The 22,018-nt window shown below is 73.4% G+C and carries 21 protein-coding genes and 1 tRNA gene; 14 read left to right on the top strand and 8 right to left on the bottom strand.

Translation table 11 applies throughout. The features are described from left to right. Positions 1-140: 140 nt before the first annotated feature. From IFT77_RS01160 to IFT77_RS01130, 7 genes are all read right to left on the bottom strand, one after another. Entirely contained in the window at positions 141-1,121 is a 981-nt protein-coding gene (locus tag IFT77_RS01160) for an alpha/beta hydrolase (RefSeq protein ID WP_371740862.1), read from the bottom strand. Then, positions 1,114-2,637 (bottom strand): MFS transporter, encoded by a 1,524-nt coding sequence (locus tag IFT77_RS01155; RefSeq protein ID WP_371740861.1) that lies wholly within the window; start codon positions 2,635-2,637, stop codon positions 1,114-1,116. The genes IFT77_RS01160 and IFT77_RS01155 overlap by 8 nt, the downstream gene beginning before the upstream one ends. A gap of 235 nt (positions 2,638-2,872) precedes the next feature. After that, positions 2,873-4,267: an NAD(P)/FAD-dependent oxidoreductase gene (locus tag IFT77_RS01150; RefSeq protein ID WP_192041625.1), complete on the bottom strand. Its 1,395-nt coding sequence runs from the start codon at positions 4,265-4,267 to the stop codon at positions 2,873-2,875. A 181-nt stretch (positions 4,268-4,448) separates the two neighbouring features. Further along, positions 4,449-4,700 carry a hypothetical protein gene (locus tag IFT77_RS01145; RefSeq protein WP_192169031.1) on the bottom strand — a complete coding sequence of 84 codons (252 nt, stop codon included), beginning with the start codon at positions 4,698-4,700 and terminating at the stop codon, positions 4,449-4,451. 82 nt (positions 4,701-4,782) lie between these two features. Next, on the bottom strand, positions 4,783-5,760 hold the full coding sequence (locus IFT77_RS01140) for an aldo/keto reductase (RefSeq protein ID WP_192169030.1): 978 nt from the start codon (positions 5,758-5,760) through the stop codon (positions 4,783-4,785). Positions 5,761-5,866: 106 nt separating this feature from the next. Continuing rightward, complete coding sequence (locus IFT77_RS01135; RefSeq protein ID WP_192169029.1) at positions 5,867-6,754, bottom strand: alpha/beta hydrolase fold domain-containing protein; 888 nt, start codon at positions 6,752-6,754, stop codon at positions 5,867-5,869. Positions 6,755-6,858: 104 nt separating this feature from the next. Further along, positions 6,859-6,943, bottom strand: a tRNA-Leu gene (locus tag IFT77_RS01130). Between the two features lie 98 nt (positions 6,944-7,041). Here IFT77_RS01130 and IFT77_RS01125 point away from each other — a divergent pair. The 7 genes from IFT77_RS01125 to IFT77_RS01095 all read left to right on the top strand — a co-directional run bounded on the left by IFT77_RS01125 (position 7,042) and on the right by IFT77_RS01095 (position 14,773). Then, positions 7,042-8,364 (top strand): M20/M25/M40 family metallo-hydrolase, encoded by a 1,323-nt coding sequence (locus IFT77_RS01125; protein WP_192169028.1) that lies wholly within the window; start codon positions 7,042-7,044, stop codon positions 8,362-8,364. A gap of 25 nt (positions 8,365-8,389) precedes the next feature. After that, positions 8,390-9,232, top strand: a complete 843-nt coding sequence (locus tag IFT77_RS01120) for an undecaprenyl-diphosphate phosphatase (RefSeq protein ID WP_192169027.1) — start codon at positions 8,390-8,392, stop codon at positions 9,230-9,232. After that, on the top strand, positions 9,229-10,488 hold the full coding sequence (mshC, locus tag IFT77_RS01115; protein WP_192169026.1) for a cysteine--1-D-myo-inosityl 2-amino-2-deoxy-alpha-D-glucopyranoside ligase: 1,260 nt from the start codon (positions 9,229-9,231) through the stop codon (positions 10,486-10,488). The genes IFT77_RS01120 and mshC overlap by 4 nt, the downstream gene beginning before the upstream one ends. Positions 10,489-10,589: 101 nt before the next feature. Beyond that, positions 10,590-11,921, top strand: coding sequence for a sensor histidine kinase (locus IFT77_RS01110; RefSeq protein ID WP_192169025.1), 1,332 nt, complete (start codon positions 10,590-10,592; stop codon positions 11,919-11,921). Continuing rightward, entirely contained in the window at positions 11,918-12,643 is a 726-nt protein-coding gene (locus tag IFT77_RS01105) for a response regulator transcription factor (protein WP_197980380.1), read from the top strand. Before IFT77_RS01110 ends, IFT77_RS01105 begins: the two co-directional genes overlap by 4 nt. A gap of 118 nt (positions 12,644-12,761) precedes the next feature. Beyond that, complete coding sequence (locus tag IFT77_RS01100) at positions 12,762-13,646, top strand: ATP-binding cassette domain-containing protein (protein ID WP_192169024.1); 885 nt, start codon at positions 12,762-12,764, stop codon at positions 13,644-13,646. Then, on the top strand, positions 13,643-14,773 hold the full coding sequence (locus IFT77_RS01095) for an ABC transporter permease (RefSeq protein WP_192169023.1): 1,131 nt from the start codon (positions 13,643-13,645) through the stop codon (positions 14,771-14,773). Before IFT77_RS01100 ends, IFT77_RS01095 begins: the two co-directional genes overlap by 4 nt. A gap of 65 nt (positions 14,774-14,838) precedes the next feature. Here the strand turns inward: IFT77_RS01095 and IFT77_RS01090 are convergent, their stop codons facing one another. Beyond that, complete coding sequence (locus IFT77_RS01090; protein WP_133738066.1) at positions 14,839-15,738, bottom strand: proteasome assembly chaperone family protein; 900 nt, start codon at positions 15,736-15,738, stop codon at positions 14,839-14,841. 167 nt (positions 15,739-15,905) lie between these two features. On the opposite strand from IFT77_RS01090, the gene IFT77_RS01085 reads away from it, so the two are divergent. From IFT77_RS01085 to tatC, 7 genes are all read left to right on the top strand, one after another. After that, positions 15,906-16,598, top strand: a complete 693-nt coding sequence (locus tag IFT77_RS01085; protein WP_192041615.1) for an HAD-IA family hydrolase — start codon at positions 15,906-15,908, stop codon at positions 16,596-16,598. Positions 16,599-16,672: 74 nt separating this feature from the next. Next, positions 16,673-17,704 carry a tRNA (adenine-N1)-methyltransferase gene (locus tag IFT77_RS01080; RefSeq protein WP_192041614.1) on the top strand — a complete coding sequence of 344 codons (1,032 nt, stop codon included), beginning with the start codon at positions 16,673-16,675 and terminating at the stop codon, positions 17,702-17,704. 67 nt (positions 17,705-17,771) lie between these two features. Further along, a complete protein-coding gene (locus IFT77_RS01075; RefSeq protein WP_192169022.1) occupies positions 17,772-18,701 on the top strand; it encodes an FKBP-type peptidyl-prolyl cis-trans isomerase in 930 nt (309 codons plus the stop codon). A gap of 74 nt (positions 18,702-18,775) precedes the next feature. Beyond that, positions 18,776-19,834, top strand: coding sequence for a helix-turn-helix transcriptional regulator (locus IFT77_RS01070; protein ID WP_371740860.1), 1,059 nt, complete (start codon positions 18,776-18,778; stop codon positions 19,832-19,834). Then, positions 19,831-20,805 (top strand): YafY family protein, encoded by a 975-nt coding sequence (locus tag IFT77_RS01065; RefSeq protein ID WP_123545631.1) that lies wholly within the window; start codon positions 19,831-19,833, stop codon positions 20,803-20,805. Before IFT77_RS01070 ends, IFT77_RS01065 begins: the two co-directional genes overlap by 4 nt. A 113-nt stretch (positions 20,806-20,918) precedes the next feature. Then, positions 20,919-21,176, top strand: a complete 258-nt coding sequence (tatA, locus tag IFT77_RS01060) for a twin-arginine translocase TatA/TatE family subunit (protein WP_192041611.1) — start codon at positions 20,919-20,921, stop codon at positions 21,174-21,176. Positions 21,177-21,179: 3 nt separating this feature from the next. Next, positions 21,180-22,016 (top strand): twin-arginine translocase subunit TatC, encoded by an 837-nt coding sequence (gene tatC / locus IFT77_RS01055; protein WP_371740859.1) that lies wholly within the window; start codon positions 21,180-21,182, stop codon positions 22,014-22,016. Positions 22,017-22,018: the final 2 nt, after the last annotated feature.

Here is a 22,018-nt window from a genome sequence, read left to right as displayed (position 1 = left end):
CTCCCGTTCTCTGTGAAGAAGTCCTGACCGCCGGATGGGGGATCCCCTGTGGAAGTCACGCGGGGAACTACGTTCGTCACGTCGAGTCGTCCAGGGGCGGGCCCGGAGCGGGCGATCCACCTGCCCGCCCCGGGATGGCGTCAGGGTGTGGGGTCGAGGAGGCGCCCGGTCCACTCGCGCAGGGCGGTGACGGCCCGGCGCGACAGGGTCGCCCCCGGCATCATGCTCGTCGACCCGTGGAACGCCCCCGGCCACACGTGTAGCTCCGCCTGCACGCCGGCCGCCCAGAGTGCGCTGGCCCAGGTGACGGTCTCGTCGCGGAACACCTCGGCGCTGCCGCAGTCGACGTACGCCGGCGGAAGGCCCGCGAGGTCGGTCGCGCGGCCGGGAGCGGCGTAGATCGACACGTCGTCACCGCCGCGACGGTCGCCGAGGTAGGCGTCCCAGCCGAACCGGGTCATCTCTCGGTCGGCGACGCCCACGCCGTCGTACTGACGGGCGGAGAGGGTGGCGTCGCGATCGTCGAGCATGGGGCTCACGAGCACCTGCCCGACGAGGGCCGGCCCCTGTCGGTCGCGGGCGAGGAGCGCCGTGCCGGCGGCGAGTCCGGCCCCGGCGCTCTGGCCGACCACGATGACCCGCCCCGGGTCGACGCCGAGTTCGTCGGCGTGCTCGGCGACCCAGACGAGGCCGGCGTAGCAGTCCTCGACCGGGTACGGGTCGGGGTGCTCCGGGGCGAGACGGTAGTCGGGGCTGACCAGGACGACGTCGTGCACGAACAGCCAGTCGTCGTACGAGTCGAGGTTGCCGAGGTGGTGGCCGAACATCATGCCGCCGCCGTGGATCGCGTAGGCGCAGGCCGCGGTCCCGGTTCGGCCGATGCGCTGCACGACCGCGAGGGCGATCGGGTCGCCGAGGTGCCCGGGGACGGTGATGCTGCGCCTCTCGAGGCCGCGGGCGCGCAGTCCTTCGTCGAGCTGCGCCTCCGTCATGTCCAGCTGTCGCATCCGCGGCAGCATCTCGGCTTCGAGGCGGAAACGGCCACGGGCGTCCATCGCCTCCAGGAACGGCCCGAACTCGGGGTCGAACGGGGGGCGGGGCAGGGCGGTGGTGTCAGGCACGAGAGGGCTCCTGGGTGGTGGGGGTGGAAGTGGTCGAGGGGGCAGGTGCAGTGGTGCTGGGGGCCAGGTCGGCGGTTCGTGCCCGGAGCATCCCGACCACGACGAGAACTGCGGCGACGGCGGCGAGGCCGAGGCCGGCCACCGTCAGCGCGTCCTGGAACGTCTCGAAGCGCGCGGCCGTCCAGGTGCTCGTCGCGATGCTCCCGGTGACCATCGCGGCGACGATCGTCCCGGCCGCGGCGACCGCCGCACCTCCTGCGAGCTCGCTCGAGGTGTCGACGAGGGCGGCGCCCACCGAGGTGCGGTCCGACGGCAGCCCCGTCAGCACGGAGGCTCCGGCCACGACGCCGACGACGCGCATGCCCGCGGCGACGAGCACGAGAGCGAGGAGCACCCAGACGTAGCCGTGACGGCTCAGGGCACCGAAGACCGCGAGGCCGGACACGACCGCGGCCGCGCTGACCCACGCCGCCCGGCCGAGGCCGACCCGCTGCACGAACGGCCCCACGAGGCGACCCCCGGCCAGGAGCACGACGACCTGCGGCAGCGTGCCGACGGCGGCGAGGGCCGGAGGCCAGCCCCAGGCGAACTGCAGCTGCAGCGTCACGAGGTACGACAGCCCGGCGACGGCGAGGCCCGACGCGGCCTTGAACGCGAGGCCGCTCGACACCAGGGGGCGGGCGAGCAGGTGCAGGTCGACCACCGGGTGCCGCGCCGTCCGCAGGCGCACGACGAACCCGGCCCCGCACGCGACGGTCAGCACGACGGCGGCCCACCCCCACGAGGAGGCGGTGGCCGGCCCGACGAGGACGGTCGGCGTGACGAGCAGTCCGGTCACGGTCGCGGTGCCGATCAGCGCCCCGCCCACGTCGACCGGGTCTGGCCGCACCCCCGCGGCATCGTCCCGAGCGACGCCGCACCGGATGCCGACGAACGCCAGCACCGCGATCGGCACGTCGGCCAGCAGCAGCACCTGCCACGGGGCGACGGCGAGCACGAACCCGCCGACGGTCGGGCCGACGGCGAGGCCGACGAGCCCCGCGGTCGAGATCACCGTCAGGGCCCGGACGCGGAGGCCCTCGTCGTCGAAGAGCCGGAACGCCAGCGCCATCGACCCGGGGGTGGTCATCGCCGCGGCGACGCCCGTCAGCACCCGGACGGCGATGAGCTGCTCGGTCGTCGTGACCGCCACGATCGCGAGGCTCGCCACGGCCAACAGCGCGAGGCCCGCGAGCATGACACGGCGGCGCCCCACCCGGTCGGCGACGGCGCCGAAGAGCAGCATGAGCCCGCCGAAGGCGACCGCGTAGGCGCCCGACACCCACTGCAGGCCCGTCGTCGAGGAGCCCAGCTCGCGGCCGATCGTCGGCAGGGCGACGTTGAGGACCGAGGTGTCGAGCATCTCGAACAGGAACACCGCGGACAACCCGGCCAGGGCGATCCACGCGTCGGACAACCGGGGAGGCGCGTCGCCGGCGCGCAGCCGACCGCGGGAGAGAGAGGTACTGGGGGACACGGGGGCGCACTCCTTCTGGGAAGAAGTGGCGACTCGTTCGATGCCGCGTGCGGGTGCGTCGCAGAGCGCGACGCCTTTTACCTCAGTGCTCGTGAGGCTACACGAACCGACGGCGCGGCCGCAGACGGTCCGGCGACACCGTGCACGAGGGGCGACACGGTCGCGGCGACTGCTGACGACGAAGGAGGCGCGCCCCGGTCACCCGGGACGCGCCTCCTGCGCTCTGACGGTCGCGCTACTTCTTCGCGGCGCCGGTCTTCGTCGCGGGCTTCGCCGCGCTCTTCGACTCGGTCGCGGGGTCCGACTTGGGCTGGACGACCGGCGTCACCTTGAGGAACCCGGCACGCGGGTCCTTCAGGCCGACGAGCGGCGTCTGGTCACGGCCGCCGAAGAAGTTCGTGATCCAGCCGGTGAGGATGCGCCACTTGCGGTTCAGCGTGGGCATCGCGTACAGGTGGTACCCGCGGTGGGCGAGCCAGGCCGGCACGTTCGTGACGGACACGCCCTTGAGCACGCCCGCGCCCTTGCCGATGCCGTAGCTCGCGACCGTGCCGAGCGACTCGTGACGGTACTCGGAGGCCGGGGCGCCCGAGAGCGCCGCGATCACGTTGTCCGCGACCGTCACGGCCTGGCGGACGGCGTTCTGTGCGTTCGGCGGGTAGTAGGCGGGCTGCTTCTCGGCGAGCAGGTTCGGCACCTGCGCGACGTCGCCCAGCGCCCAGACGCCGTCGAGCTTCTCGCCCTGCTCGGTCTCGACCTGCAGGGTGGCGCTGACGTTGACGTGGCCCTTCGGGCCGAGCGGCAGGCCGAGGTCGGCGACCACCGGGTTGGGCTTGACGCCCGCCGTCCACACGATGGTGCCGGCGGGGATCGTCTCGCCGTCGCTGAGGACGACGTCGCCGTCGACGCACGAGGGCATCGTGGTGCCGAGGCGCACGTCGATGCCGCGGCCGCGCAGGTGGCCCAGGGTCCACTTCGAGAGCTCGGGGCCGACCTCGGGCGCGACGCGGTCGAGCGCCTCGACGAGGACGAACCGCAGCTCGTCGCGGGACAGGCTCGGGAACTGGTCGACGGCCGCCTTGGCGGCGTCGTCCAGCTCGGCCATCGCCTCGACGCCGGTGTAGCCGCCGCCGACGAAGACCACGGTGAGCAGCTTGCGACGCGTGGCGGCGTCGGTGACCGACGCGGCCTCGGAGATGTTGCCGAGGATGCGGTCGCGGACGTACTGCGCCTCCTCCACGCTCTTGAAGCCGACGCCGTTCTCGGCGAGGCCGGGCGTCGGGAAGGTGCGCGTGACGGCGCCGAGGGCGACGACGAGCTGGTCGTAGGCCAGCACCTGGTCACGGCCGTCGGCCGTGGTGACGGTGACCTTCTTCGCGGCGGAGTCGAGGCCCGTGACCCCGGCCTCGATCACGGACGTCTTGCGCAGTGCCTTCCGGAGCTGCACGGTCACGTCGCGCGGGGCGATGTGCCCGCCCGCGACCTCCGGCAGGAACGGCTGGTACGTGTAGTACGGCGACTGGTCGACCAGCGTGATGCTGGCGCTCTGCGGCGGACGACGCTTCTGGAGCTCGAGTGCGGCGGTGAGCCCGGCGGAACCCCCGCCGAGGATGATGATTCGCTGTGTCATGGATGTGTTCCTCCCTGCGACGACCGTACTCTGCGGGCAGCACGAGGGGCGAGCCGCCGGGCCGGGCTCGGCCATGCCCGGCCGCGACCACGACCGGGCGGCTCGAAGCCCGCGCGCACGACGACGCCCCGGCCTCGAGGAGGCGCGGGGCGTCGTGCGGGGGGAGTGCGACCAGGCTGCGTCAGCGGTCGGAGGGGACGTCCGAGTCGGTGTACGAGCCGTCGGCCTCGCCGTCGTGCGGGCCGGCGGTCGTGCCGCCGTCCTCCGGGATGTCGCTGTCGACGTACGAACCGTCGGACTCGCTCGACGTCGTGCTTTCGTGCGAGACGTGCGTGTCGCCGTCGACGTGGCCCTCGTGGTGTTCGTGGTGCTCGGTGCTGGTGTGCTCGGTGTGCTCGTGCTGCTCGTCGGTGCCGTGGTGCTCGGTGCCCATGGGGTGCCTCCGTGTTCGTCGTGGCGGTCGGCGTCCTCGCCGCCCGTGCGGCTCACAGTAGACGGACGCCGCGCCCCGTGGGTCAGAACCCCTCGTTCTCCCGGGTGACGTAGGGCGTCTCGAGCCGGTCGAGCTCGTCGTCCGTCAGCCAGAGGTCGGCGGAGGCGACGGCGTCGTCCAGGTGCTGCATCTTCGTCGCGCCGACGATCGGCGCCGAGACGACCTCCTGCTGGCGCACCCACGCCAGGGCGATCTGCGCGCGCGAGACTCCGCGCTCCTCGGCCACCTCGGCGACTGCCGCGGCGACGCGACGGTCGCCCTCCTCCTGCTGCTTGTAGAGGGTCTGCCCGAAGCGGTCCGTCTCGGTCCGCGCGGTCGTGGCGTCCCAGTCGCGGGTCAGCTTGCCGCGGGCGAGCGGCGACCAGGGGACCACGCCGACGCCCTGGTCGAGGCAGAGCGGGTGCATCTCCCGCTCCTCCTCGCGCTGCACCAGGCTGTACTGGTCCTGCATCGAGACGAAGCGGGTCCAGCCGCCGAGGTCGGCCGCGTGCTGCGCCTTCGCGAACTGCCACGCCCACATGCTCGACGCGCCGATGTACCGCGCCTTGCCGGAGCGCACGACGTCGTGCAGCGCCTCCATCGTCTCCTCGATCGGCGTCTCCGGGTCCCAGCGGTGGATCTGGTAGAGGTCGACGTGGTCGGTGCCGAGGCGGCGCAGGCTGTCGTCGATCGCGCTCATGACGTGGGCCCGCGAGAGCCCGGCACCGTTCGGACCGTCGTGCATCCGGCCGTTGACCTTGGTGGCGATGACGACCTCGTCCCGTCGCGCGAAGTCGGCGAGCGCGCGGCCGACGATCTCCTCGCTCGTGCCGTCGCTGTAGACGTCGGCGGTGTCGAACGTCGTGATGCCCTGCTCGAGGGCCCGGCGGATGAAGGGCCGCGAGGCCTCCTCGTCGAGGGTCCACTCGTGGGCTCCCCTGTCCGGCACGCCGAAGCTCATGCAGCCGAGGATGACGGTCGAGACCCGCAGGCCGCTCGTGCCGAGTCTGGTGTGCTCCATGGTGTTCTCCCTCTCGTCCGGCCTGCGCTCGTGCGGGCCGTCTCTCGTCGCCGCCGAGACTAGGCCGATCCCGGGCCGGACGGAGGCGCGGGCCGGCACCTGGAGGTCAGGGCCGGCCTCGTAGCACGCCGGCCAGGAGCGCGGTCGCTCGCCGCGCCTCCCTCGTCCACGGCGCGCCGACGAAGACGTGGAACGCTCCGCGGTACACGCGGAGCTCGCCGCGTCCGTCGACCCGGGCGAGTCGCCGTGCCAGCTCTTTCGCGTCGGCGACGAACAGGTCGCGGTCGCCCTGGTACGTGAACACGGGCGGGAGCCCGGCCAGGTCGCCGAACAGCGGGCTGACGAGCGGGTCTCGACGGTCACGGTCGCCGGCCCACCAGGCCCCGGCGACGACGAGGCCGCCCCGCCCGAGCATGGGGTCGAGGTCGGCGAGCCACGGCACCTCGGGATCGCTCAGGGTCGCGTCGAGCCAGGGCGACACCAGCAGCACCGAGGAGGCGGCGGGCCGGCCCGTGTCGCGGTGCCGCATCGCCTGGGCGAGGGCGAGCGCGCCGCCAGCCGAGTCGCCGCCGAGGTGCACGACGTCGGCCCCCTCGTCGCGGAGGCCGTCGTGCACGGCGTCGAGCAGCCGCACCGCGTCGTCGACGTCGTGCTCGGGCGCGAGCCCGTACAGCGGGACGGTGACCGTCACTCCGGAGGCGCGGACCAGCCGGGCGAGGAGGGCCCAGTGGGTGCGCAGCGCCGGGTACACGTACGCACCGCCGCACGTCCAGATCAGATGTGCCCCGGTCGCGCCCCGGCGCGGGGTGATCCGGACGACGCGCTGCCCCTCGACGGTCGTCTCGGTCACGACGGCGACGCGGTGCAGCCCCCGGGGGAACGGCGCCGCCTCCGGGCCGCGCTTCGCCATCTCACGCCGCACGCTCTCCTCGCTGCGCGTCGTGCGGGGGAACAGGTACAGCAGCGAGCGTGTGGCGGCCATGAGGAGCGACATGAGCCGACCCTACGGCGCGCCGGCGGCGGCAAGAAGAAAGGCCCCGCCGAAGCGGGGCCTTTGTCCTGACACTGTCTCAACCAATGTCTCGATCTTGCGACCGGTGTCCGAGGGGGGACTTGAACCCCCACGCCCTATACGGGCACTAGCACCTCAAGCTAGCGCGTCTGCCATTTCCGCCACCCGGACTGGATGGTGCCTGCCGAAGCCGACCACGAAACACTAGCACGGCCACGGAGGCGCTCCTGACCACGGGCAGGAGGCGGTCGCCGGGTACCGTGGACGACATGACGACGAGCGCATCGCAGCCGGACCACCACGACCTCGACGAGACGGCCGTCATCGCGCGCGACCTGATCCGCTTCGACACCTCCAACTACGGCGGCGGCCGGTCCGAGGGCGAGGCCGACGCCGCCGAGTACGTCGCCGAGGCCCTGCGGGCCCTCGACCTCGAGCCTCAGCTCTTCGAGTCCGAGCCGGGGCGCGTCAGCGTCGTCGCCCGGGTCGAGGGCGCCGACAGCGCGAAGCCGGGCCTGGTCGTGCACGGCCACCTCGACGTCGTGCCCGCCGACCCGGCGAACTGGTCGGTCGACCCGTTCGCGGGCGTCGTCAAGGACGACATGCTCTGGGGCCGCGGCGCCGTCGACATGAAGAACATGGATGCGATGATGCTGACGTCGCTCGGCGACATCATCCGCTCCGGCGAGCGCCCCGCCCGCGACCTGGTCGTCGGCTTCTTCGCCGACGAGGAGGCCGGGGGAGTGCTGGGCTCGCACTTCCTGGTGAAGGAACACCCCGAGCTCTTCGCGGGGGCCACCGAGGCCATCAGCGAGGTGGGCGGCTACTCGACCTACATCGACGGGCGTCGCTCGTACCTGCTGCAGACGGGCGAGAAGGCGCTGATCTGGATCACGCTCCGCACCCGGGGCACGGCGGGCCACGGCTCGCAGATGATCCGGGCGAACGCGGTCACGCGGCTCGCGGAGGCCGTCGCCGCACTCGGCCGTCAGGAGTGGCCGATCGCCCTGACCGACACGACGACGGCCCTGCTCCGCGAGGTCGCGCGCATCCTCGACGTCGACGTGACGCAGACGGCGCCGGACGAGCTCGTGCTGCACACGGGCACGGCGCAGGGCTTCATCCGCGGCTCCCTCCGCACGACGACGAACCCGACGATGCTGACGGCGGGCTACAAGCACAACGTGGTTCCCGACACCGCGGAGGCGCGGGTCGACATCCGCTGCATGCCCGGCCAGGAGGAGGCGGTCCTCGCCCAGGTGCGCGAGCTCGTCGGCGACGACGTCGAGATCGAGACCGTCCACACCGACATCGGGCTCGAGACGCCGTTCTCCGGCGACCTCGTCGAGGCGATCACGGACACCCTGCAGCGGCACGACCCGGGCGCGCCCGTGCTGCCGTACCTGCTGTCTGGCGGCACCGACAACAAGGCGCTGAGCCTGCTGGGGATCGCCGGCTACGGCTTCGCCCCGCTCCGCCTGGGGGAGGACATGGACTTCCCGGCGATGTTCCACGGGGTCGACGAGCGGGTCCCGCTCGACGCACTAGCCTTTGGCAGTCGCGTCCTCCGGGACCTCCTGGCGACCTACTGACACCCCCACCAGAAGGGCACCCCGCGTGGAGCATCTCCTCCAGGCACTCCTGCTCGGCCTCGTCCAGGGCCTGACGGAGTTCCTCCCCATCTCGTCGAGCGCGCACCTGCGCCTCGTCGGCCTCTTCTTCTCCGACCCCGACGGCGCCGCGGCCTTCGACCCGGGTGCGACGTTCACCGCCATCACGCAGCTCGGTACCGAGCTGGCCGTGGTCATCTACTTCTGGGGCGACATCACGCGGATCGTGACCCGCTGGTTCCAGGGGATCACCGGGAAGATCCCTCGCACCGACCCCGACGTCCGGATGGGCTGGCTCGTCATCATCGGCACGGTCCCGATCGTGCTGGTGGGCTACTTCGCGCAGGAGTACATCCGCACCGTCTTCCGCTCGCTCTGGATCGTCGCGATCGTGCTGATCGTCTTCGGCGTGCTGCTCGGCCTCGCCGACCGGCTCGGCAGGAAGACGGCCCGCTTCGACGAGATGACCTACGGCCACGGCATCGCCGTGGGCGTCGCCCAGGTGCTCGCGCTGTTCCCCGGCGTCTCCCGCTCGGGCGCGACGACGACCGCCGCGCTCAGCCTCGGCTACACGCGTCCCGCTGCGGCCCGGTTCTCGTTCCTCCTCGCCGTGCCCGCGGTGTTCGGCAGCGGTCTCTTCGAGCTGGTCCAGAGCTTCAGCGAGCCTGGCCCCTACTCGCTCGGCGAGACCCTGGCCGCGACGGTCGTGGCCTTCGTCGTCGGGTTCGTCGTGATCGCCTTCTTCATGAACTACATCTCGAAGCGCAGCTTCCTGCCCTTCGTCGTGTACCGCATCCTGCTCGGCGGCGTCCTGCTGGTCCTGCTCGGCACGGGCGTGGTGGCGGCATGAGGTCCTGGAAGGCACCGGCCGTGCCGAGCCTGCCGGGAGACGGACCGCTGCCCGTCCTGTGGGACACGGCCACCGCCTCCTTCGTGACGACCCGCCCGGTCGACGGTGCCGCGACGCTGTACGTCTGCGGCATCACGCCCTACGACGCCACGCACCTCGGTCACGCGAGCACCTACCTCGCCTTCGACTCGCTCGTGCGCGTCTGGCGCGACGCGGGCCTCCGGGTGACCTACGCGCAGAACACGACCGACGTCGACGACCCGCTGCTCGAGCGCGCCACGGCGACGGGCGTCGACTGGCGGGCCCTCGCCGCGTCGCAGACCGATCTCTTCCGCTCGGACATGGAGCACCTCGCCGTCGTCCCGCCGGAGCACTACGTCGCGGTGACCGACGTCGTGGGCGACGTGGCGGACGCCGTCGCGGGCCTGATCGACTCGGGCGTCGCCTACCGGGTCGAGACCCCGGGCTCCGAGGCCGGCGACGACGTCTACTTCGACGTCCGGGGCGCCGAGCGCGACACGTCCTGGCACCTCGGCCTCGAGAGCCGCTACGACGCGCCGACGATGGCCCGCTTCTTCGCCGAGCGCGGGGGAGACCCCGATCGCGCCGGCAAGCGCGACCCGCTCGACCCGTTGCTCTGGCGTGCGGCCCGTGCCGACGAGCCGTCCTGGCCGTCGTCGGTGGGCCCGGGCCGACCCGGCTGGCACATCGAGTGCACCGTCATCGCCGAGCAGCACCTCGGCGCGACGGCCACGGTGGCCGGGGGCGGCAGCGACCTCGTCTTCCCGCACCACGAGATGAGCACCGCCCACGCGACGTCGATCACCGGCGAGCCGTCGGCCCGCCAGTGGGCCCACAGCGGGATGGTCGCCTACCAGGGCGAGAAGATGAGCAAGTCCCTCGGCAACCTCGTCAAGGTGAGCGAGCTCGTCTCCGCGGGCCGGGACGCCCGAGCCGTCCGCCTCGCGATCACCGCGCACCACTGGCGCTCCGACTGGGAGTGGCTCGACGACGACCTCGCCGAGTCCGAGTCGCGTCTCGAGCGGTGGACGGCCTGGGCGCACGGCGTCGGGCCGCAGGAGGCGGGGGCCGGGACGACCCCGCTGCTCGCGCTCCTGCGGGCCGCCCTCGCCGACGACCTCGACACGCCTCGGGCGATCCGGGCCGTCGACGACCACGTCTCGGCCGGTCGACCCGCGACGGCCGTCGACGTCGACGCGGTGGCCGCCCTCCTGGGGATCGACCTCCGACGCTGACAGGTGCCTGCCCGGGGCCGGGCGCGGCGTCGCCGATCTCCGGCCCGGCAGGCATCCGTGACGGAAGCTCGCGACACACGGTCGCTGATATACTGACCGGGATGTCTGTCCCCGTCTGCCCCGCCGACGGGGACGAGACCGTCTGGCGCCCCGGCCCCCTCACCCGACGACAGGCCAAGGCCGACGTCTGGCTCGCCGCGGCCCTCCTCGGCCTCGGGCTGGTGACCTGGTGGCTCGCATGGGTCGCCGTCGAGGACTCCGACGTCAGCACGGCGACGCCTCTCGAGGCGATCGCCTGGCTCGTCGCCCTCTGCGCGCCGACCGCGCTGCGCAGACGCGCCCCGGTCGCCGTCATGGTCGTGGTCAGCGCCGTCCTCGTCCTCAGCCAGCTGCGTGGCTACCCCGACTCCACGGCGCCGTCCATCGTCGAGTTCCTCGTCGTCTACACGGCCAACGCGTGGGCCCGCTCGCGGCGGGCGGCACTGGTCGGCAGCGCGGTCGTGACGGTCGCCGTCCTCGGCTGGTTCGGCGTCGCCGTCCTCGGCCCCCTGCAGCAGGGCGACCCGCTCCTCTCGTCGACCGTCGCCGGCGTCGTGTACTCGTTCGTCCTCAACCTGCTCTTCTTCGTGTCGGCCGTCTGGTTCGGCCGGTCGTCCCGGGTCTCCGCCGCCCGCCTCCGTGCCCTCGAGCGTGCCGGGGTCGACCTCCGCGCCGCCCAGGAGCTCGTGGCCGACCGCGCGATCGGCGAGGAGCGCGCACGCATCGCCCGCGAGCTGCACGACGTCGTCGCGCACCACGTCGCCGTGATCGCCATCCAGGCAGGTGCGGCGCGACGAACGCTCCACCAGCCCGAGATCGCGAGCGGCGCGCTCGGCGCGGTCGAGTCCACAGCACGCACCGCCATCGACGAGCTGGAACGGCTGCTCACCGTGCTGCGCGCCCAGGACGACACCCGGCACGACGGCCCGACCGGGCTCGCCGCCCTCCCGCAGCTCGTGGCCGACACCCGCCGACTCGGACTCGACGTCCGGTTCAGCACCCACGGCGAGCGCTTCGACGTGCCCGACAGCGTCGGGGTCACCCTGTTCCGGGTCGTCCAGGAGGCGCTGACCAACACCCTCAAGCACGCCTCGGCCGGTGTCGCCGACGTCCGCCTGCGGTTCCGCGACCGCGCCGTGGAGGTCGAGGTGACCGACGACGGGGTGGGCGGAGCCGCCTCCTCGTCGACGCAGCAGCACGGCTCGGCCGGTTCGGGCCTCGGCCAGCGTGGGATGCGCGAGCGGGTCGACCTGCACGGCGGCGAGCTGCACGTCGGCCCGCACGCCAAGGGCGGCTACCGGGTGCGCGCCGTGCTGCCCGCCGTCCGCACGGCCACCGTCGCCGCCTCCGAGGACCCCGCCCTTCCCCGCTCTCGAGAGGCACCCGCACGATGACCGCCGACGCCCCTGCGCCCGACGCTCCCGACGCCGACGCCATGCGCCCGATCAGGGTCCTCCTCGCCGACGACCAGGACCTCGTCCGCGCCGGCTTCCGGATCATCCTCGAGACCGCTCCCGACGTCGTCGTCGTGGGCGAGGCCAGGGACGGCCTCGAGGCCGTGGCGCTGGCCGCCTCGACGTCTCCGGACGTGATCGTGATGGACGTCGAGATGCCCGGCATCGACGGCCTGGAGGCGACGCGTCGCCTCCTCGAGGCCGCGGCGCCCGGCGGCCCGGCCGTGCTGGTGCTCACGACCTTCGGCCGCGGCGAGTACCTGTTCCGTGCGCTCCGTGCCGGGGCCAGCGGCTTCCTGCTCAAGACGTCCAGCCCGGAGGAGCTGATCGAGGCGATCGCCGTCGTGCACCGCGGCGACGCCTTGCTCGCCCCCGAGCTGACCCGCCGGGTCGTCGCGGCCGCCCTCGCCGAGGCCGTCGTGCCCGTGATCGTGCCGAGCCCCCGGCTCGCCGCGCTCACCGACCGCGAGCGCGAGGTGCTCGACCGCATGGCCACGGGCTGCTCGAACGCCGAGATCGCGCGAGACCTGTTCCTCGGCGAGGCGACCGTCAAGACGCACGTGTCCAACGTGCTCACGAAACTCGGGCTGCGCGACCGCACGGCCGCCGTCGTCTTCGCCTACGAGAACGGGGTCGTCGTCCCCGGCGACGGACCCCGCTAGGGCGCCGACTCCGCCGCCCGTGGGACGCACCGGGTCCCCGCCGCCTCCTACGCTGGGGGCGACGGCCGGCCCCGGCCGACGCCACAGGGCAGCCCGGTGCCGCCCGGAGGGAGGGCCCGTGCTCCAGCTCGACCACGTCCGACGGTCGTTCGGCGGCCGGACCGCGCTCGACGACGTCTCGTTCGACGTCGCCGACGGACGTCTGACCGGCTTCGTCGGGGCCAACGGCGCGGGCAAGACCACGACGATGCGCATCGTCCTCGGCGTGCTCGCCGCCGACTCGGGCGAGGTCCGGTGGGACGGGTCCCTGCTCGGCGACGAGGTGCGCCGCAGCTTCGGCTACATGCCGGAGGAGCGTGGCCTGTACCCGAAGATGACCGTCGTCGACCAGCTCGTCTACCTCGCCAGGCTGCACGGCGTCGGCCGAGCCGCGGCGAGACGCCGCTCGCTCGAGGTGCTGGACCGTCTCGGCCTGGTCGACCGGGCACGGGACGAGCTCGACAGCCTCTCGCTCGGCAACCAGCAGCGGGTCCAGATCGCGGCGGCCCTCGTCCACGAGCCACGGATGCTGGTCCTCGACGAGCCCTTCTCCGGCCTCGACCCGATCGCTGTCGACGTCGTCCTCGCGGTGCTCCGTGAACGGGCGTCGACGGGGGTGCCCGTGCTGTTCTCGAGCCACCAGCTGGACGTCGTCGAGCGTCTGTGCGACGACCTGGTCGTGATCGCGGACGGGACCGTCCGGGCGGCCGGGCCGAGGCACGAGCTGCAGGCACGGTTCGCGCGGGCTCGCTGGCGCATCGTCGTCGACGACGACGCGGGCTGGCTGCGCGACCAGCCGGGGGTGACGGTCGTCGAGCTCGACGGCCCCGTGGCGCTCGTCGAGCTCGCGGCCGGGACGGAGGACCAGGCCGTGCTCGCGGCGGGGCTCCGGCACGGGCCGGTGCGCTCGTTCCACCCCGTCCTGCCCCGGCTCGCCGAGATCTTCGAGGAGGTCGTCCGATGACGCCCGACCCCCCTGTCGCCGACCGGGCCGCCGAGCGCCCCGGTGCTCGCGGGCTCCTCTGGGTCGTCGCCCGACGCGAGATGGCGGTCAAGCTGCGCGATCGCGCGTTCATCGTCAGCGGCGTCGTCATGCTCGTCCTCATCGGCGCCGCACTCGTCGTGCCGGCCCTGCTCGCGGGCGGCCCCGACCGCGTGGCGGTCCTCGACGCGCGCACCGCGGCCGTCGTCGAGGCGACCGGCGCGGAGGCCGTCACGACCTCGTCGGACGACGAGGCGACGGCGGCGGTCCGCTCGGGCGACGTCGACGCCGCCGTGCTGCCGGATGCAGACTCGCCGACCGGGCTCCGCGTCGTGGCCCTCGAGTCCGTCTCGTCGGTGCTCGTGCTGGGCGTCAGCGAGGCGTCGCCGGTCGAGCTGCTCGAGCCCGCCGACGCCGACCCGCTGGTCGCCGTCTTCGCGCCGCTCGCCTTCGGGGTCCTCTTCATGACGACGTCGCTGCTCTTCGGCCTCAGCATCGCGCAGAGCGTGGTGGAGGAGAAACAGACCCGCGTCGTCGAGATCCTCGTCGCCGCGGTCCCGGTGCGCACGCTGCTCGCGGGCAAGGTCGTCGGCGCGGCCGTCCTGGTGATCGCCCAGACGGCCGTCCTCGCCGCGGTCGCGCTCGGGGGCCTGGCGCTCTCGGGCCGGGCCGACGCGCTCCCTGCCGAGCTCCTGCCGTCCCTGGCCGCGGCCGTCGGCTGGTACGTGCCGTTCTTCGTCGCGGGCTTCCTGCTGCTCGCGGGCATGTGGGCCGTCGCCGGGGCCCTCGTGTCGCGCATCGAGGACCTGGGCTCGACGACGACGCCGGTCCAGCTCGTCGTGATGCTGCCGTTCTTCGCGACCGTGTTCGTGAACTCGCCCGGCCCGGCCCTGACCGCGCTGTCGTTCGTCCCGTTCAGCGCACCGGTCGCGATGCCGGTGCGGATGGTGCTCGAGGGCGGGGTCCCGGTCTGGCAGCCCCTCACGGCCCTCGCGCTGCTCGTCGTCGGCGCCGTCGCGGTGGTGCTGGTCGCCGCGCGCCTCTACGAGGGGTCGCTGCTCCGCACGGGCGGCACGACCTCGCTCCGCCAGGCCTGGCGTCGGCGCTAGCCGACGTCGCGCGCGGACCCCACCTGGAGCACGCCCTCATCAGCGGTCGAGCGCAGTGGGCAGCCTCAGGGGGCAGGCGGCAGGCGCGGGTCGTCCGGGCCCTTGCCGTCGTTGCGCCGCAGGTAGCGCTCGAACTCCTCCGCGATGGCCTCGCCGCTCGCCTCGGGCGAGTCGACCGTGTCGCGCGCCTGCTCGAGCTGCTCGATGTAGCCGGCCATGTCGTCGTCGTCGGAGGCGAGCGCGTCGATGCCCTGCTCCCACGCGGCGGACTCGGCCTCGAGGTCGCCCCGGGGGATGCTGACGCCGGCGACCTCGTCGAGCTTCTCGATCAGCGCGAGGGTCGCCTTGGGGGAGGGCGAGGCGTGCACGTAGTGCGGCACCTGGGCCCAGATCGACAGGGTCGGGACCCCGGCGGACTCCACCGCGTCGCCGAGCACGGAGAGGATGCCGACCGGGCCCTCGTAGGTGCTGCGCTCCAGGCTCAGCTCGCCCCGCACCTCCTCGTTGTCGCTGCTGACGAAGACCGAGATGGGGCGCGTGTGCGGCACGTCGGCGAGCATCGCGCCGAGGAACACGACGGCGGAGACGTCGTGCACGTCGATCAGGTCGACCACCTCGGCCGCGAAGCCGCGCCAGCTGCGCGAGGGCTCGGCGCCGAGCAGCACGAAGACGTCCGGGGCGTCGCCCGCGGGGCCGCCGGCGGGCGTCGAGGCCACCTCGGGGGAGGCGTGCAGCTGGATCCGAGGCCAGACGAGCGCGCGGACCCCGTCGTCGTCGTACCCGACCTGGGGGCGGTTGAACTGGTAGTCGATGTACCGCTCTCCGTCGAGCTCGGCGACCGGCTCGAGCGCGAGGGTGTCGACGATGCTGCGGGCGACGCCGCTGGCCGCCTCGCCGGCGTCGTTCCAGCCCTCGAACGCCACGACCAGGAGGCGGCCCGTCGCGAACGACGGCGTGCCGCTCACCGCCGACCCCTCGGTCGTCGTCTCGTCGGGCACTGCGTCTTCACCGGGCACGGGATCCTCACCAGCCGGGCACGGTCCCCGGCGTCTAGCCCTCCACGATAGCCGTCCGACACCGTCGAGGAGGCGGCAGCGCGGCGGCCCTGACCGCTCCCGTAGACTCGTGCCCCGTGACCGACTCCCTGCCTGCCGCCGTCCTCTGGGACATGGACGGAACCCTCGTCGACACCGAGCCCTACTGGTTCGACTCCCAGGTCGACCTCGTCGCCTCCTTCGGGGGCACCTGGACGAAGGCCGAGGGCGACACCCTGATCGGCTCGGGCCTCTGGCACTCGGCCGCCGTCCTCCAGCGGCACGGTGTCGACCTGCCCGCGGACGAGATCATCGACCGGCTGACCACCGACGTGCTGACGCGCTGCGCCGAGCACGTGCCGTGGCGCCCGGGAGCCCGCGAGCTCCTCGCCGAGCTGCGGGCCGCCGGCGTCCCGACCGCGCTCGTCACGATGTCGATCCGTCGCATGGCCCAGTTCATGGTCGACGCGATCGGCGACGACTCGTTCGACGCCGTCGTGGCCGGCGACGAGGTCGAGCACAGCAAGCCCCACCCCGAGGCGTACCTGCGCGGTGCCGAGCTGCTCGGCGTGGACGTCGCCGACTGCGTCGCCATCGAGGACAGCGTCCCGGGCCTCACCTCGGCGATGGCCGCCGGCGCCGTCGCGCTGGGCGTCGAGCACGCCGCGCCGCTCGCCGACGACTCCGGCTACGTCCGCCGCGACACGCTCGTCGGCGTCGGCCTGGCCGACCTGCGCGAGATGCACGCCGCGGGCCGACGCGCCCGCGACGCGCACACCTCCGACTCCTGACCTCCCGGCGCCGCGTGCGCCGCCCCTCCCGCACCGCGGCCCCGATCCGGGCCCGACAGAGAGCAGCACCCACCATGAGCGCCACCCGCCGACAGTCCGGCCCGTTCCTCGAGGGCGACAAGGTCCAGCTCACCGGCCCCAAGGGCAAGATGAACACCGTCGTGCTGACCCCCGGGGCCGTGTTCCACACGCACCGCGGCATGATCGCCCACGACGACCTCGTCGGCCTCCCTGACGGCTCGGTCGTCGCGAGCACGACCGGAGACGAGTACCTCGCCCTCCGCCCCCTGCTGAGCGACTTCGTCATGTCCATGCCCCGCGGCGCGGCCATCGTCTACCCGAAGGACGCCGCCCAGATCGTCGCCTTCGCCGACATCTTCCCCGGCGCCACGGTCGTCGAGGCCGGCGTCGGGTCGGGCGCCCTGTCGCTCTGGCTGCTCCGCGCGATCGGGCCGGAGGGGCGCCTCGCGTCGTTCGAGCGCCGCCAGGAGTTCGCCGACGTCGCCCAGGGCAACGTCGTGAGCTTCTTCGGCGCCGAGCCGCAGAACTGGACGGTGACCGTCGGCGACCTCGTCGAGGAGCTCGCCACGGTCGTCCCCGACGGCACCGCCGACCGGGTCGTCCTCGACATGCTGGCCCCGTGGGAATGCGTCGACGAGACGGCCGCCGCCCTCACGCCCGGCGGGCTCGTGATCTGCTACGTCGCCACGGCCACCCAGCTCTCGCGCGTCGCCGAGGCCCTCCGCGCCTCCGGCCAGTTCACCGAGCCCGACGCCTCCGAGACGCTCGTCCGGGGCTGGCACGTCGAGGGCTTGGCAGTCCGCCCAGACCACCGCATGATCGGGCACACGGGCTTCCTGATCACCGCCCGTCGCCTCGCACCGGGTGCGGTGCTGCCCCAGCTCAAGCGCCGCCCGTCGAAGTCCGACTACTCGGACGAGGACGTCGAGCTGTGGACCCCCGGCGCGCTCGGCGAGCGGTCGGCGAGCGACAAGAAGCTGCGCAAGACCGCGCGGCAGGCGCGCTCGGCGGCCGACAGCGCCGTCGCCGCGACCGACAGCCTCGCCGAGGCCGACGGCGACGGCCGGGCCGACGTGCCGCACTAAGCTGTCCTCCGCATCACCAGCGACCCGCCAGTCGCGGCCCCCGGCCGCAGCCCAGGAAAGAGCCTCCGTGCGCAAGATCCCCGCCCTCGTCGTGACCGTCGGCCTGCTGGCCTCGCTGACCGCGTGCGCGACGACCCCCGCGCCGGGCTCCGCCGGGTGCCCGCCCACGGGCGACGCCGCCTCGGTCGTCACCGCCACCGGCGCCTTCGGCGAGAAGCCCGACGCCCAGGTGCCGAGCCCGATCGTCACGACCGAGACGCAGGTCTCGACCCTGATCGAGGGCACGGGCGACCGCATCCTCGACGGCACGCCGGTCATCATCGACTACACCCTCTACGACGGCACCACCGGTGCCGAGGTCGAGGACTCGGGCTACGACGGCAGCCTCAACGCGCCCATCACCGTCGGGGGCAGCGCCCTGGCTCCGCTCGCCTCCGCCCTGGAGTGCTCACGGGTGGGGTCGCGCGTCGCCGTCGCCATCAAGGCCTCCGAGCTGTCGGCGTCGGTCAACGGCGGCGCCGGTGCCACCGACGACGCCCCCGACGCGGCGTACGTCGCGATCGTCGACATCCGCCAGTCCTTCCTCGCCAAGGCGAACGGCCGCCCCGTGCTCGGCGCGCAGGGCATGCCCGCCGTCGTCCGCGCCCCGGACGGCGCCCCCGGCGTGACGGTCCCCGCGTCGGAGGCCCCCACGTCGCCCGAGTCGCACCTCGTCCTCGACGGCTCCGGCCGCGAGCTCGCCGCGGACGATACCGCCGTCGTGCAGTTCACCGCCGTGACGTGGGCCTCGCCCTCGACCGTCGCGACCTCGTCGTGGACCGACGGCGGGTCGGCCACGTCGCTGCCGCTCGCGGACGAGCAGATCCCCGGTCCGATCCGCGACGCCCTCGTGGGCACCGCGATCGGCTCGCAGGTGATGGTCGTCGTGCCCGCCGACGAGGCGGCCGGCGTCCCCCAGCCGCTCGTCTACGTCTTCGACGTCCTGGGCGCCCTCTGACCCGCCGTCCCGTGTCGCCCCGCCGCCCCGTCCTCGGGGCCGCGGGGCTCGCGGGCGTGTCCTAGGATCGACGCGTGGCAGCCGTCCGCGCTCCGCGCATCCCCGTCGAGGAACGCCTCTTCAGCCTCGTCCTCGCCCTCCTCGCGACCGACGCGGGCCTGACGAAGACCGAGGTCCTCTCCACCGTCCAGGGCTACCGGCAGAAGTACGTCGCCGGTGGCGACAACGCGGCCCTCGAGCGGCAGTTCGAGCGCGACAAGGACGACATCCGCGAGCTCGGGGTGCCCCTCGAGACCGTCGACGACCCCGCCGCGGCCGGCGACAACCACCTCCTGCGCTACCGCATCCTCCGCGGCGACTACGAACTGCCCGTCGACATCTCCTTCTCGCCGGAGGAGACGGCGCTCCTCACGCTCGCGGGCATGGTGTGGCGCGAGGGCACCCTCTCGGCCGAGTCCCGCCGCGCGCTGCTCAAGCTGCGGTCCCTGGGAGGCGCGACGAGCGTCCCCGAGCTCGCCTACGCCCCGCGGGTCCGCAGTCGCGACGCCGCCTTCGAGCCGCTGCGCACCGCCCTCGACCGAGGCGTCGTGGTGCGCTTCGACTACCTCAAGCCGGGGGAGGCGGCGCCCCGCCGACGCGAGGTGGCTCCCTTCGCGCTGGTCCAGCACCAGGGCCGGTGGATGGTGTCCGTCGTCGAGCCCGACACGTCGTCGCGCAAGAACTTCCTGCTGTCGCGCATCGTGGGCCCGGTGACCGTCACGACGAAGACGTTCTCCCGCCCCGCCGACGCCACCGCCGACTCCGCGCTGGAGGGCCTCGACCGGCTGTGGGAGCAGAACACGGCCACCGTCCGCGCGGCCCCGCACTCGGACGCTCGCACGCGCCTCGGCGCACGACGCGGCACCGTGCAGGGCGACGACGACGTGCTGCTCGTGCACTACAGCGACCGCCAGGTCCTGGCCGAGGAACTCACGTCGTTCGGGCCCGAGGTCGTCGCGCTCGCGCCCGACGACCTGCGCGACCTGGTGGCGTCGCGACTCCGCGACCTCGCCGCCGACCATCCCGTCGACGCCGCCCCCAGCCGCGCCTCAGCGGGCTCCGGTGCCGCCACGAGCGGGGGAGCAGGCTCGTGACCGACCGCCGTCCTGCCCTGCACGCGACCGACAAGCTCGCGTTCCTCCTCTCGCTCGTGCCCTGGCTGATCGACCACGAGCGCGTCAGCGTGGCCGAGGCCGCCGCGCACTTCGGCGTGGGCGTGACCGACATCCGCCGCGCGGTCGAGCTGATCGCCGTGTCGGGCATCCCGGGGGACACCGCCCAGTACCAGCACGCCGACCTCTTCGACATCGCGTGGGACGACTTCGAGCAGAACGACGTCATCGTCCTCACGAACCTCGTGGCCATCGACGACACGCCCCGCTTCTCGGCACGGGAGGCGGCCGCGCTGATCGCGGGCCTGCAGTACCTGTCGTCGCTGCCGGAGAACGCGGACCGCGGGGCCGTCGCCTCGCTGATGTCGAAGCTCTCCCGCGGCGCCTCGGGCGAGCCGAGCCAGGTGGCCGTGGCCCAGGAGGGCACGAGCGAGGTGCTGGCCCTCGTCCGCGACGCCGTCGAGCGCGGGGTGCAGCTCGAGTTCGACTACGCCGGCGTCCGAGGGCAGGTCGAGCGGCGCCGCGTCGATCCCCTCCGGGTGGAGTCGCTCGACGCCGACTGGTACCTGCGCGGCTGGGACCACCTCAGGGAGGCGCTCCGGACGTTCCGCCTGGACCGCATCGCCTCGCCTGCCCTCACCGACGCGCGAATCACGCACCGCGCCTCCGACCTGTCGCTGCCCGACACCCTCTTCGAGGGCTCGCCGGACGACCTCGACGTCGTCGTCGAGATCGACGCGGCGGCGGCGCCGCTCCTGGACGACTACCGCCCCTCCGACGTCGAGGACGCGGGGGAGGGTCGCACCCGCCTCACCCTCCGGGTCGGCCACGTGGGCACCGTCGCCCGTCTCGTGAGCGGTCTCCCGGGCCGCGCCCGCGTCGTCGCGCCGGACGAGGCACGTCGTGCCGTCGCGAGCTGGGCCGCCGAGGCCGCCGCCCGCTACGACGCCTGAGCCGCTCGGCCGCCGGGGCAGCTCGGGTCGCTCGACGTGGGCCCGACCACCAGGTCCCGTCACAGGCGCCGGGTTACACTGGGGACTCCCCTTCCCGCTAGGAGACACCCCTCATGCTCGGAAACCTCACCGGCTGGCACCTGATCATCATCCTGGCGATCATCCTGCTGCTGTTCGGCGCCCCCAAGCTGCCCGCCCTCGCGAAGAGCATCGCCCAGTCGATGCGCATCTTCAAGAACGAGATCGGCGACGACAAGAAGACCGGCGACGACGACGTCACCCGCCACTCGGCCACCGACAGCACCCTGCGCCGTGACGCCGACGTCCCGACCGTCCGCCCCACCAGCGGCGACGACCACCTGAAGAACTGACGCGTGGCCACGACGACGACTCGTGGCACCGACGAGGGCGACCAGGCACCCCGGGGCTCGCGGAAGCGCTCGGCCGACGGGCGCATGTCCCTGGGCGCGCACCTCGTCGAGCTGCGCAAGCGCCTGTTCCGCTCCGCCCTGGCCCTGATCCTCGCCAGCGTCGCGGGCTGGTTCGTCTCCCAGTTCGTCCTCGACTTCCTGCGGCAGCCGGTCCTCGTGCTGGCGGGCGGCAACGCGAGCGAGGCCGTGCTCAACTACGCCCAGATCACGAGCAGCTTCGACCTGCGGATGCAGATCGCCGTCACCGTCGGCGTCATCCTCAGCAGCCCGGTCTGGCTGTACCAGGTCTGGGCGTTCATCGTCCCGGCCCTGGTCCGTCGAGAGAAGCTCTATGCCGTCGGCTTCATCGGCTCGGCCATCCCGCTCTTCCTGCTCGGCTGCATGAGCGGCGTCTACGTCCTGCCGAACATCGTGCGCGTGCTCACGGGCTTCGTCTCCGAGCAGGACGCCGCGATCATCGACGCGAAGCAGTACTTCGACTTCGTCCTCAAGCTCGTCCTCGCCTGCGGCATCGCCTTCGTCCTGCCGGTCTTCCTCGTGCTCCTCAACTTCGTCGGGGTCATCAGCGCCGGGGCGATCATCAAGGGCTGGCGCGTCGCCATCCTGCTGATCGCGGTCTTCACCGCCATCGCGACGCCCGCGGCCGACGTCTTCTCGATGTTCCTGCTCGCGGTGCCCATGGTGTTCCTCTACTTCGTCGCCGCCGGCGTCGCCTGGATCCACGACCGCGGCGTCGCCAAGCGCGCCGCGGCACTCGACGCCGAACTCGCCGGAGGGTGACC

Source organism: Frigoribacterium sp. CFBP 13729 (assembly GCF_014841875.1).
Lineage (GTDB): Bacteria > Actinomycetota > Actinomycetes > Actinomycetales > Microbacteriaceae > Frigoribacterium.
The sequence above is the reverse complement of the archived record's forward strand: the minus strand, read 5'-3'. Positions and strand labels throughout refer to the sequence as shown.